The organism is Shewanella sp. 10N.286.48.B5 (genome assembly GCF_002874355.2).
In the GTDB taxonomy this organism is placed as follows: Bacteria; Pseudomonadota; Gammaproteobacteria; order Enterobacterales; family Shewanellaceae; genus Shewanella.
This window is the reverse complement of the sequence record NZ_MCVG02000003.1, coordinates 1-15,162: the sequence shown is the minus strand read 5'-3', so window position 1 is coordinate 15,162 and position 15,162 is coordinate 1. Positions and strand designations below refer to the sequence as shown.

1 protein-coding gene is annotated in these 15,162 nt (G+C 48.9%); it reads right to left on the bottom strand.

The genetic code is table 11. The features are described 5' to 3' along the window. Positions 1-4: 4 nt before the first annotated feature. Positions 5-15,133, bottom strand: coding sequence for a type I secretion C-terminal target domain-containing protein (locus BCU57_RS16960; protein ID WP_413211464.1), 15,129 nt, complete (start codon positions 15,131-15,133; stop codon positions 5-7). Between the last annotated feature and the right edge of the window lie 29 nt (positions 15,134-15,162).

The following is a 15,162-nucleotide window of genomic DNA, read 5'->3' as shown; positions in this document are numbered from 1 at the left end:
GTATTTATGGAATAATATTTTCATCACTTTGTATCTGGAATATGCCTGTAGCTTGATTACTAGCTACGGCAGCACTTTCATCTGCAGCAGAGTCAATAATTAACGCCCCATCTGCTAACAGACCACTAATAACAACACCCTCATCAGTGGTGCCATAATTGCTATTATCAGATAAATCTACCCCATCGAGTACAATGACTTGATCAACACTATTGTTGTCATCGGCATCTATGGTGATCGTGGTATTACCATCAGCAAAAGAGATGCTTAAGAAGTCTGTTAGGGTGTCAGTATCTTCCCCTTGCAATAAGTCACTCAAATCTAATTTGTCAGCGTTGATGTCAAAACCACTAATGGTGTCGGTGCCAATATCATTAGCTGACCAGGTGTAAGTATCATCACCTTCGCCGCCAATGAGTAAATCATCACCTAAACCACCGATTAACAGGTCATCGCCTTCACCGCCAATGAGCAAGTCGTTACCACTGCCACCGATTAGTACATCGTCGCCAGCGCCGCCATCTAAGACACTATCAGAGACATATATCTGACCAGTTGAACCACTTTGTCCATCGCTAATATAGGTTGCTGTTTGAGTTGAACCATCACTGAGGGTAATTGTGAATGTGGCGGCTTGCGCTGCTAGATCACTACCATTATCAGAACCAAGGCTATCAGTATCGAATGCAAACCAGAATGAATCTCCTTCAGTGAAGTCTCCATTACTAAAGTTCATGGTTAATACCGAATTATCATTAGTCATGGCAGCAAAAATATCATTAGCTGAATCAGTAATACCAACCGAGTCACTACCAACAGCTATTGTCGTGTCACTGATATCAAATTCTGCATTTGTATCTGTGCCTGCTCTTAAATCAATTTGAATCTGAGTAATTGATAAACCTGCGGCAAGTGCAGCGACTTGGAATCCGAATTGGTTAGTCGCATTATAAGTGTCACCCGCTCTTACAGTGGCATTAACAATGGCTTGCGTACCGCCGCTATTGGTTGAATTTGCAATGATGATATCGTTTTCATGGGTGCCTGTAAGTGTGGTTGAATTTTGATAATCAACGGTAACTTCAGCACTGTCAGATGCACCATTGCCTTCAAGGGTGTAATTAAAGTTATCGCCATCATTGGCAGCATTTACAGTAACGACGCCATTGGATAAGCTCGCGCCACCGTCAACGGAGGTTATAGCCGCAGAACTTGGCGTTGCGTCTCCATGAGTTAGATAGGCTGTATCAATATTGAGTGTTGAACCATCAGCCTGATTAGTAATGATATTATTTACGTTTGCATCAAGTCCGGCATAGTAATCAAGTTCAATAACCAAAGAGAGTGAATTGCTATCTCCGTCATTATCCAGAATTTCAATGTCTATGTTTTCTTGTTGATTGAGAATATTTTCATCAACATCAATGAAGTAGTTATATACGCCTGTTTCAAAATCTATGGTAAATGTGCCACCAAAACTTGTGGTGAGTACTTGCTCAGGATTAGCAGGGTCATAATTGTAGGTGGCACCCCCTAAGGTGATGCTATCAACACGGCCGCCATCGGCGCCGATTAATACGCCAGTGGTGCTATCTCCCGTTATGATGCCTAAGTCTCCAACAATCGTACTGTTATCGAAATAGTTAAGAATGGTAGTAGTAAGGTCGTCTGCGTCGTCTACGACAATGGCATATTCTTCATTACCATTTATTTCAGGGTAAGCAATAGGCAGCAGCTCATCTAAGCTGGCATTGCCAATACCGATTCCGAAAGAAATATCATAATTATCTTGAACGTAAGTTTGCCATTCAGTTTGTTGGTCCGTATCTACTTCTTGCCCAGATGATGGTACACCGTCAGAGATAAAGTAAACAAAGTTTTGATCGGCGCCAGTGGGTAAATCTCCACTATCCATAACAGTATTAATGGCTGCTGCGTAGTTAGTACCGCCATTTGCGACTAAGCTGTTTAAGTAATTAATCGCGCCATCAATATCATCCAGTAACCAACCAGAGTTTGCGGTCCCGCTTGAATAAGTAATGATTTGTAAATTAACATTACCTGTTTGATCAACTTCTTTAATCAGTGCGGTGAGTGACTCAACTGCAGTTTCAAGATAGCTTTTACCATTGCCCGCCGAATTGCCCATACTGCCAGAAACATCGAGTACAAAGGTTAAGTTAGTAGTGGTAGGTTCTGCACTTGTTTGTAGATTTTGGGTTATATCATTAGCAATAGGAATATCATCAACAATGGTTATTTCAAGATTAGCGTCACTGGTAACACCACTGCTATTTTCGATAATATAATTAAAGTTTTCGAGTAAATCAGTGCCTGTGTTGTTGGTATTATTAAGTTCATATTGATAATCACCTGCACGTATACCCACTGCATCTTCGGTATAGACAGTTAATGTGCCATTAGTGGTATTGATTGTAATGATGCCATCGGATGGGCTCTGGCCTTCAATGCTGGCAATGATAGTCGAAGCACTAACGCCAGAGTCATTGTCGAATAAATTACCCGTAGCAATATGAGAATTACTGCCTTCCTCTGTACCTTGAACCAGCCCTGCTTCAGAAACGGTTTGACTGTCAGCTGTTGCAATTGGAGTAGAGTCTTGGTTTACCGTTAATGTCGCTTCAGAAGTATCTCCGTCAATATCTTCGAGAATGTAACTGAATTCTTCAGAGACGAGGATGCCGTCACCGACAGATGTCGCAGTTAAGCTGTTTAAGCCATAATTGCCACTCGCAGATGTTAAGACAATGTATTGGAATGCGGTATTGCTAATAATGTTGATACTATTATTGGTGGTACTTCCGGTGGCGACAATGGTAGTTCCATCGGCAGCATAAGCAGTCCAAGTGGCCTCGAAAGTACCACCATTTAATCCAATAGTCGCCTGAGTAAAGCTGTCGTTGGTGCCTAAATCAATAATCATGGCTTCGTTGCCATTGATTACATTGCCTCCAACACCAACACGGCTTCCATTGTTTCCAATATTATTACCAGGAGCGCCTAAATTGGTTAAATCTAGATTGTTAACATTATTGATGCCACTTAATGAAATACCGTTACTATTGAGTAGGTCGTTGTAATCAAAACTTTCTGCAATAGTATCTGTTTGAGTCGATTCATAGGTATAACTTCCGCCCTGATTGGCAATCAAAATACCCTTGTCGGTTACGATAGTAATATTGCCATCAGGATCAAAATTGGAGTAGGTCGTGCCTTGGAAATTGAAACTTATAATTGAGGCAGCATCAGCACCAAGTTGATCTATTCCACTGCCATCAGTACCAGCACCAGTGATGACATTGCCATAGGCTGTGCCACCAAAACCAATACTATCTAAGTCATCTAAAGCGGTTGGCGCAGTATCTACCACATCGATAGTGATAGCTGTCCAGCTTGAATTTCCTGTGCCATCAGTGACCTGATAGTAGAAAGTATCCACTATCACATCGCCTGCATTGTGCACTAAGCTCGGCGCTTGATAACTGTAGGTGCCATCAGCATTGATGGTAATCGTTCCACCTAATGTGGTTGTGAATGAGGCGCCCGCTTCGGTCGCGTCAATCTTACTTGTATCAGATGCATAAGGCGCAAAACCACTGATGGTTAAAGTCTCATTTTCAGCATCGGTATCATTGTTCACTAAATCATTGGTTGTAAATGTGAGTAACTCACTTTCTGACGTTGAGAATGAATCGCTACCTGATACAGGGTTATTATTAATCCCCACGATATTAATGGTAACGGTTGCAGTATCTACGGCACCATATTGATCGGTAATCGTGTATGTGAAAGTATCGGTATCCAATTCTCCCGCAGTTAACGAATCAAAAGCACCGTTGACATCATAGCTGTAAGTACCATCAGCATTGATAGTGACGATAGCACCACTGGTTAACGTGATTGCTTGTCCATATGTGTAGCTCGAACCATTGACATGACTAATACTGAAGCTATGACCTTGGGCATCAGTATCATTAGCAAATAAACCTTCTGTGATATCACTAATGGTTAATATCTGATCCTCTTGAACAACATAAGCATCAACCAGTGCAGGTCCTGTGACAGTGACAGAGTCTAAGTAGTAGTCTGAGGAGTCAGTGAGATCTGGCCCTCCATTTACTTCACTAATAGTTGGTGCAGCTTCAAATACCAGCTGGTCAAATACAAGGTTGCCAGTATTAATTGTAAATGTGCCGGTTGTGCCACTAGTTGTTGAAAAGGTTTCGGTTGCGACCAATTGACCATTGTAATAAGCGTACCAAGTACCTTGCTCACCGCTATTTTCATCAGCAAACATTCTAGAAACACTAAAGGTTGCTTCATTAACTAGGCCATTGAAATCAATGACAATCGCTTCTGATGTTCCTGATGCAGAATCATACTCAATCTGACTTGTAATTTGGTCTGTGGATCTTGGAGACCCATCCACACCTAATTGATTAGTGCCATCATTATAAGTCAGTGTTCCGGTGCTGCCGTCAGCATTTCTGGCGCTAATCACAAAGTCTGCTTCGCCATCAGCATTTGTAGGACTTACCCAACCGTTGGATGAGTCTGCAGTGGTTGAGAAAGTACTTCCAACAGCATCATCGACAGCGTCGACAGTGTTTATGGTCGCAGTATCAGAATCAAGTGTTGATTCATTACCTGCTGCATCAGTTTGAGAAATACTAACGGTGATAGTTTGACCTTCAGCAGGTACATCTTCACTCCACGTTATTACGCCATTATTATATGTAAAATCGATTCCAGGAGGTGTGCTGTCAAGGTTAACTAATTGACCACTTTCAAGCTGAAGCTCGAACGTAATTGAAGATCCGTTAACCAAGGTTGTGATACTGACATACCCGCCAGCAACTAAATCAGCATCATCAACATTTGCTTGAATTTGAATGCCTGATCCATTTGCGTTTATTTCATTATGATTAAGCCATGTATCACCAGGAGTCCCGTCATCGGTAATAATAATGCTAGGTCTACTTGGAGCTACATTATCAACGCCTTGATTATCGGTGGCAATGCCCGAAGCATTACCGGCGGCATCAATCACCTGAGCGGTGACATCCACCTGAGTTTGGCCATCAATAACCGCCACTTCAATGGCTTGACCATTGGTGAGCATGTCTTGGGTGACTAAACCATTAAACAGTTCATTGCCGTTGCCATCGGTGATGATCAGCGTGTCACCGACTTCAGTGCCTGGGTTTAACGTGACAGTTGCGGTGACAGTGCCATCAGCACCAATTTCATCACTGCTGTAAATGCCATCGCTGCCCATGCCTGCAAATTCAACGGCAGGGGTCGGCGCATCCGTGTTATCCACGCCTTGATTATCAGTGGCAATGCCCGAAGCATTACCGGCGGCATCAATCACCTGAGCGGTGACATCCACCTGAGTTTGGCCATCAACGACCGCCACTTCAATGGCTTGACCATTATCAAGCATCGCTTGGGTGACTAAACCATTAAACAGTTCATTGCCGTTGCCATCGGTGATGATCAGCGTGTCACCGACTTCAGTGCCTGGGTTTAACGTGACAGTTGCGGTGACAGTGCCATCAGCACCAATTTCATCACTGCTGTAAATGCCATCGCTGCCCATGCCTGCAAATTCAACGGCAGGGGTCGGCGCATCGGTGTTATCCACGCCTTGATTATCGGTGGCAATGCCCGAAGCATTACCGGCCGCATCAATCACCTGTGCGGTGACGTCCACCTGGGTTTGGCCATCAACGACCGCCACTTCAATGGCTTGACCATTGGTGAGCATGTCTTGGGTGACTAAACCATTAAACAGTTCATTGCCGTTGCCATCGGTGATGATCAGCGTGTCACCGATTGCGGTGCCAGCAGCTAAGGTCACGGTGGCGGTGACAGTGCCATCAGCACCAATTTCATCACTGCTGTAAATGCCATCGCTGCCCATGCCTGCAAATTCAACGGCAGGGGTCGGCGCATCCGTGTTATCCACGCCTTGATTATCGGTGGCAATGCCCGAAGCATTACCGGCCGCATCAATCACCTGAGCGGTGACATCCACTTGGGTTTGGCCATCAATAACCGCCACTTCAATGGCTTGACCATTATCAAGCATCGCTTGGGTCACTAGACCATTAAACAGTTCATTGCCGTTGCCATCGGTGATGATCAGCGTGTCACCGCCTTCAGTGCCTGGGTTTAACGTGACAGTTGCGGTGACAGTGCCATCAGCACCAATTTCCTCACTGCTGTAAATGCCATCGCTGCCCATGCCTGCAAATTCAACGGCAGGGGTCGGCGCATCCGTGTTATCCACGCCTTGATTATCAGTGGCAATGCCCGAAGCATTACCGGCGGCATCAATCACCTGAGCGGTGACATCCACCTGAGTTTGGCCATCAACGACCGCCACTTCAATGGCTTGACCATTATCAAGCATCGCTTGGGTAACTAAACCATTAAACAGTTCATTGCCGTTGCCATCAGTGATGATCAGCGTGTCACCGATTGCGGTGCCTGGGTTTAACGTGACAGTGGCAGTGACAGTGCCATCAGCACCAATTTCATCACTGCTGTAAATGCCATCGCTGCCCATGCCTTCAAATTCAACGGCAGGGGTCGGCGCACCCGTGTTATCCACGCCTTGATTATCAGTGGCAATGCCCGAAGCATTACCGGCGGCATCAATCACCTGAGCGGTGACATCCACCTGCGTTTGGCCATCAACGACCGCCACTTCAATGGCTTGACCATTATCAAGCATCGCTTGGGTAACTAAACCATTAAACAGTTCATTGCCGTTGCCATCAGTGATGATCAGCGTGTCACCGATTGCGGTGCCTGGGTTTAACGTGACGGTGGCGGTGACAGTGCCATCAGCACCAATTTCATCACTGCTGTAAATGCCATCGCTGCCCATGCCTGCAAATTCAACGGCAGGGGTCGGCGCATCCGTGTTATCCACGCCTTGATTATCAGTGGCAATGCCCGAAGCATTACCGGCGGCATCAATCACCTGAGCGGTGACATCCACCTGAGTTTGGCCATCAATAACCGCCACTTCAATGGCTTGACCATTATCAAGCATCGCTTGGGTGACTAAACCATTAAACAGTTCATTGCCGTTGCCATCGGTGATGATCAGCGTGTCACCGATTGCGGTGCCTGGGTTTAACGTGACAGTGGCAGTGACAGTGCCATCAGCACCAATTTCATCACTGCTGTAAATGCCATCGCTGCCCATGCCTTCAAATTCAACGGCAGGGGTCGGCGCATCCGTGTTATCCACGCCTTGATTATCAGTGGCAATGCCCGAAGCATTACCGGCGGCATCAATCACCTGAGCGGTGACATCCACTTGAGTTTGGCCATCAACGACCGCCACTTCAATGGCTTGACCATTATCAAGCATCGCTTGGGTGACTAAACCATTAAACAGTTCATTGCCGTTGCCATCGGTGATGATCAGCGTGTCACCGATTTCGGTGCCAGCAGCTAAGGTCACGGTGGCGGTAACAGTGCCATCAGCACCAATTTCATCACTGCTGTAAATGCCATCGCTGCCCATGCCTTCAAATTCAACGGCAGGGGTCGGCGCATCCGTGTTATCCACGCCTTGATTATCAGTGGCAATGCCCGAAGCATTACCGGCGGCATCAATCACCTGAGCGGTGACATCCACCTGAGTTTGGCCATCAACGACCGCCACTTCAATGGCTTGACCATTATCAAGCATCGCTTGGGTGACTAAACCATTAAACAGTTCATTGCCGTTGCCATCGGTGATGATCAGCGTGTCACCGACTTCAGTGCCTGGGTTTAACGTGACAGTTGCGGTGACAGTGCCATCAGCACCAATTTCATCACTGCTGTAAATGCCATCGCTGCCCATGCCTGCAAATTCAACGGCAGGGGTCGGCGCATCCGTGTTATCCACGCCTTGATTATCAGTGGCAATGCCCGAAGCATTACCGGCCGCATCAATCACCTGAGCGGTGACATCCACCTGAGTTTGGCCATCAATAACCGCCACTTCAATGGCTTGACCATTATCAAGCATCGCTTGGGTGACTAAACCATTAAACAGTTCATTGCCGTTGCCATCGGTGATGATCAGCGTGTCACCGACTTCAGTGCCTGGGTTTAACGTGACAGTTGCGGTGACAGTGCCATCAGCACCAATTTCATCACTGCTGTAAATGCCATCGCTGCCCATGCCTGCAAATTCAACGGCAGGGGTCGGCGCATCCGTGTTATCCACGCCTTGATTATCAGTGGCAATGCCCGAAGCATTACCGGCGGCATCAATCACCTGAGCGGTGACATCCACCTGAGTTTGGCCATCAATAACCGCCACTTCAATGGCTTGACCATTGGTGAGCATGTCTTGGGTGACTAAACCATTAAACAGTTCATTGCCGTTGCCATCGGTGATGATCAGCGTGTCACCGACTTCAGTGCCTGGGTTTAACGTGACAGTTGCGGTGACAGTGCCATCAGCACCAATTTCATCGCTGCTGTAAATGCCATCGCTGCCCATGCCTTCAAATTCAACGGCAGGGGTCGGCGCATCCGTGTTATCCACGCCTTGATTATCGGTGGCAATGCCCGAAGCATTACCGGCGGCATCAATGACCTGAGCGGTGACATCCACCTGGGTTTGGCCATCAATAACCGCCACTTCAATGGCTTGACCATTGGTGAGCATGTCTTGGGTGACTAAACCATTAAACAGTTCATTGCCGTTGCCATCGGTGATGATCAGCGTGTCACCGACTTCAGTGCCTGGGTTTAACGTGACAGTTGCGGTGACAGTGCCATCAGCACCAATTTCATCGCTGCTGTAAATGCCATCGCTGCCCATGCCTTCAAATTCAACGGCAGGGGTCGGCGCATCCGTGTTATCCACGCCTTGATTATCAGTGGCAATGCCCGAAGCATTACCGGCGGCATCAATCACCTGAGCGGTGACATCCACCTGAGTTTGGCCATCAATAACCGCCACTTCAATGGCTTGACCATTGGTGAGCATGTCTTGGGTGACTAAACCATTAAACAGTTCATTGCCGTTGCCATCGGTGATGATCAGCGTGTCACCGACTTCAGTGCCTGGGTTTAACGTGACAGTTGCGGTGACAGTGCCATCAGCACCAATTTCATCACTGCTGTAAATGCCATCGCTGCCCATGCCTGCAAATTCAACGGCAGGGGTCGGCGCATCCGTGTTATCCACGCCTTGATTATCAGTGGCAATGCCCGAAGCATTACCGGCGGCATCAATCACCTGAGCGGTGACATCCACCTGAGTTTGGCCATCAATAACCGCCACTTCAATGGCTTGACCATTATCAAGCATCGCTTGGGTGACTAAACCATTAAACAGTTCATTGCCGTTGCCATCAGTGATGATCAGCGTGTCACCGATTGCGGTGCCTGGGTTTAACGTGACAGTGGCAGTGACAGTGCCATCAGCACCAATTTCATCACTGCTGTAAATGCCATCGCTGCCCATGCCTGCAAATTCAACGGCAGGGGTCGGCGCATCCGTGTTATCCACGCCTTGATTATCAGTGGCAATGCCCGAAGCATTACCGGCGGCATCAATGACCTGAGCGGTGACATCCACTTGGGTTTGGCCATCAACGACCGCCACTTCAATGGCTTGACCATTATCAAGCATCGCTTGGGTGACTAAACCATTAAACAGTTCATTGCCGTTGCCATCAGTGATGATCAGCGTGTCACCGCCTTCACTGCCTGGGTTTAACGTGACAGTGGCGGTGACAGTGCCATCAGCACCAATTTCATCACTGCTGTAAATGCCATCGCTGCCCATGCCTTCAAATTCAACGGCAGGGGTCGGCGCATCCGTGTTATCCACGCCTTGATTATCGGTGGCAATGCCCGAAGCATTACCGGCCGCATCAATCACCTGAGCGGTGACATCCACCTGAGTTTGGCCATCAATAACCGCCACTTCAATGGCTTGACCATTGGTGAGCATCGCTTGGGTGACTAAACCATTAAACAGTTCATTGCCGTTGCCATCGGTGATGATCAGCGTGTCACCGACTTCAGTGCCTGGGTTTAACGTGACAGTTGCGGTGACAGTGCCATCAGCACCAATTTCATCACTGCTGTAAATGCCATCGCTGCCCATGCCTGCAAATTCAACGGCAGGGGTCGGCGCATCCGTGTTATCCACGCCTTGATTATCAGTGGCAATGCCCGAAGCATTACCGGCGGCATCAATCACCTGAGCGGTGACATCCACCTGAGTTTGGCCATCAATAACCGCCACTTCAATGGCTTGACCATTGGTGAGCATCGCTTGGGTGACTAAACCATTAAACAGTTCATTGCCGTTGCCATCGGTGATGATCAGCGTGTCACCGACTTCAGTGCCTGGGTTTAACGTGACAGTTGCGGTGACAGTGCCATCAGCACCAATTTCATCACTGCTGTAAATGCCATCGCTGCCCATGCCTGCAAATTCAACGGCAGGGGTCGGCGCATCCGTGTTATCCACGCCTTGATTATCAGTGGCAATGCCCGAAGCATTACCGGCGGCATCAATCACCTGAGCGGTGACATCCACCTGCGTTTGGCCATCAACGACCGCCACTTCAATGGCTTGACCATTATCAAGCATCGCTTGGGTGACTAAACCATTAAACAGTTCATTGCCGTTGCCATCAGTGATGATCAGCGTGTCACCGATTGCGGTGCCTGGGTTTAACGTGACAGTGGCAGTGACAGTGCCATCAGCACCAATTTCATCACTGCTGTAAATGCCATCGCTGCCCATGCCTTCAAATTCAACGGCAGGGGTCGGCGCATCCGTGTTATCCACGCCTTGATTATCAGTGGCAATGCCCGAAGCATTACCGGCGGCATCAATCACCTGAGCGGTGACATCCACCTGAGTTTGGCCATCAACGACCGCCACTTCAATGGCTTGACCATTATCAAGCATCGCTTGGGTAACTAAACCATTAAACAGTTCATTGCCGTTGCCATCAGTGATGATCAGCGTGTCACCGATTGCGGTGCCTGGGTTTAACGTGACAGTTGCGGTGACAGTGCCATCAGCACCAATTTCATCACTGCTGTAAATGCCATCGCTGCCCATGCCTGCAAATTCAACGGCAGGGGTCGGCGCATCCGTGTTATCCACGCCTTGATTATCAGTGGCAATGCCCGAAGCATTACCGGCCGCATCAATCACCTGAGCGGTGACATCCACCTGAGTTTGGCCATCAATAACCGCCACTTCAATGGCTTGACCATTATCAAGCATCGCTTGGGTAACTAAACCATTAAACAGTTCATTGCCGTTGCCATCAGTGATGATCAGCGTGTCACCGATTGCGGTGCCTGGGTTTAACGTGACAGTGGCAGTGACAGTGCCATCAGCACCAATTTCATCACTGCTGTAAATGCCATCGCTGCCCATGCCTTCAAATTCAACGGCAGGGGTCGGCGCATCCGTGTTATCCACGCCTTGATTATCAGTGGCAATGCCCGAAGCATTACCGGCGGCATCAATCACCTGAGCGGTGACATCCACCTGAGTTTGGCCATCAACGACCGCCACTTCAATGGCTTGACCATTATCAAGCATCGCTTGGGTAACTAAACCATTAAACAGTTCATTGCCGTTGCCATCAGTGATGATCAGCGTGTCACCGATTGCGGTGCCTGGGTTTAACGTGACAGTTGCGGTGACAGTGCCATCAGCACCAATTTCATCACTGCTGTAAATGCCATCGCTGCCCATGCCTGCAAATTCAACGGCAGGGGTCGGCGCATCCGTGTTATCCACGCCTTGATTATCAGTGGCAATGCCCGAAGCATTACCGGCCGCATCAATCACCTGAGCGGTGACATCCACCTGAGTTTGGCCATCAATAACCGCCACTTCAATGGCTTGACCATTGGTGAGCATCGCTTGGGTGACTAAACCATTAAACAGTTCATTGCCGTTGCCATCAGTGATGATCAGCGTGTCACCGATTGCGGTGCCTGGGTTTAACGTGACAGTGGCAGTGACAGTGCCATCAGCACCAATTTCATCACTGCTGTAAATGCCATCGCTGCCCATGCCTTCAAATTCAACGGCAGGGGTCGGCGCATCCGTGTTATCCACGCCTTGATTATCAGTGGCAATGCCCGAAGCATTACCGGCCGCATCAATCACCTGAGCGGTGACATCCACCTGAGTTTGGCCATCAACGACCGCCACTTCAATGGCTTGACCATTATCAAGCATCGCTTGGGTGACTAAACCATTAAACAGTTCATTGCCGTTGCCATCGGTGATGATCAGCGTGTCACCGACTTCAGTGCCTGGGTTTAACGTGACAGTTGCGGTGACAGTGCCATCAGCACCAATTTCATCACTGCTGTAAATGCCATCGCTGCCCATGCCTGCAAATTCAACGGCAGGGGTCGGCGCATCGGTGTTATCCACGCCTTGATTATCGGTGGCAATGCCCGAAGCATTACCGGCCGCATCAATCACCTGTGCGGTGACGTCCACCTGGGTTTGGCCATCAACGACCGCCACTTCAATGGCTTGACCATTGGTGAGCATGTCTTGGGTGACTAAACCATTAAACAGTTCATTGCCGTTGCCATCGGTGATGATCAGCGTGTCACCGATTGCGGTGCCAGCAGCTAAGGTCACGGTGGCGGTGACAGTGCCATCAGCACCAATTTCATCACTGCTGTAAATGCCATCGCTGCCCATGCCTGCAAATTCAACGGCAGGGGTCGGCGCATCCGTGTTATCCACGCCTTGATTATCGGTGGCAATGCCCGAAGCATTACCGGCCGCATCAATCACCTGAGCGGTGACATCCACTTGGGTTTGGCCATCAATAACCGCCACTTCAATGGCTTGACCATTATCAAGCATCGCTTGGGTGACTAAACCATTAAACAGTTCATTGCCGTTGCCATCGGTGATGATCAGCGTGTCACCGACTTCAGTGCCTGGGTTTAACGTGACAGTTGCGGTGACAGTGCCATCAGCACCAATTTCATCACTGCTGTAAATGCCATCGCTGCCCATGCCTTCAAATTCAACGGCAGGGGTCGGCGCATCCGTGTTATCCACGCCTTGATTATCGGTGGCAATGCCCGAAGCATTACCGGCCGCATCAATCACCTGAGCGGTGACATCCACCTGAGTTTGGCCATCAATAACCGCCACTTCAATGGCTTGACCATTGGTGAGCATCGCTTGGGTGACTAAACCATTAAACAGTTCATTGCCGTTGCCATCGGTGATGATCAGCGTGTCACCGACTTCAGTGCCTGGGTTTAACGTGACAGTTGCGGTGACAGTGCCATCAGCACCAATTTCATCACTGCTGTAAATGCCATCGCTGCCCATGCCTGCAAATTCAACGGCAGGGGTCGGCGCATCCGTGTTATCCACGCCTTGATTATCAGTGGCAATGCCCGAAGCATTACCGGCCGCATCAATCACCTGAGCGGTGACATCCACCTGAGTTTGGCCATCAATAACCGCCACTTCAATGGCTTGACCATTGGTGAGCATGTCTTGGGTGACTAAACCATTAAACAGTTCATTGCCGTTGCCATCGGTGATGATCAGCGTGTCACCGACTTCAGTGCCTGGGTTTAACGTGACAGTTGCGGTGACAGTGCCATCAGCACCAATTTCATCACTGCTGTAAATGCCATCGCTGCCCATGCCTGCAAATTCAACGGCAGGGGTCGGCGCATCCGTGTTATCCACGCCTTGATTATCAGTGGCAATGCCCGAAGCATTACCGGCGGCATCAATCACCTGAGCGGTGACATCCACCTGAGTTTGGCCATCAATAACCGCCACTTCAATGGCTTGACCATTATCAAGCATCGCTTGGGTGACTAAACCATTAAACAGTTCATTGCCGTTGCCATCGGTGATGATCAGCGTGTCACCGACTTCAGTGCCTGGGTTTAACGTGACAGTTGCGGTGACAGTGCCATCAGCACCAATTTCATCACTGCTGTAAATGCCATCGCTGCCCATGCCTGCAAATTCAACGGCAGGGGTCGGCGCATCCGTGTTATCCACGCCTTGATTATCAGTGGCAATGCCCGAAGCATTACCGGCGGCATCAATCACCTGAGCGGTGACATCCACCTGAGTTTGGCCATCAACGACCGCCACTTCAATGGCTTGACCATTGGTGAGCATGTCTTGGGTGACTAAACCATTAAACAGTTCATTGCCGTTGCCATCGGTGATGATCAGCGTGTCACCGACTTCAGTGCCTGGGTTTAACGTGACAGTTGCGGTGACAGTGCCATCAGCACCAATTTCATCACTGCTGTAAATGCCATCGCTGCCCATGCCTGCAAATTCAACGGCAGGGGTCGGCGCATCCGTGTTATCCACGCCTTGATTATCAGTGGCAATGCCCGAAGCATTACCGGCCGCATCAATCACCTGAGCGGTGACATCCACCTGAGTTTGGCCATCAACGACCGCCACTTCAATGGCTTGACCATTATCAAGCATCGCTTGGGTAACTAAACCATTAAACAGTTCATTGCCGTTGCCATCAGTGATGATCAGCGTGTCACCGATTGCGGTGCCTGGGTTTAACGTGACAGTTGCGGTGACAGTGCCATCAGCACCAATTTCATCACTGCTGTAAATGCCATCGCTGCCCATGCCTGCAAATTCAACGGCAGGGGTCGGCGCATCCGTGTTATCCACGCCTTGATTATCAGTGGCAATGCCCGAAGCATTACCGGCCGCATCAATCACCTGAGCGGTGACATCCACCTGAGTTTGGCCATCAATAACCGCCACTTCAATGGCTTGACCATTATCAAGCATCGCTTGGGTGACTAAACCATTAAACAGTTCATTGCCGTTGCCATCAGTGATGATCAGCGTGTCACCGATTGCGGTGCCTGGGTTTAACGTGACAGTTGCGGTGACAGTGCCATCAGCACCAATTTCATCACTGCTGTAAATGCCATCGCTGCCCATGCCTGCAAATTCAACGGCAGGGGTCGGCGCATCCGTGTTATCCACGCCTTGATTATCAGTGGCAATGCCCGAAGCATTACCGGCCGCATCAATCACCTGAGCGGTGACATCCACCTGAGTTTGGCCATCAATAACCGCCACTT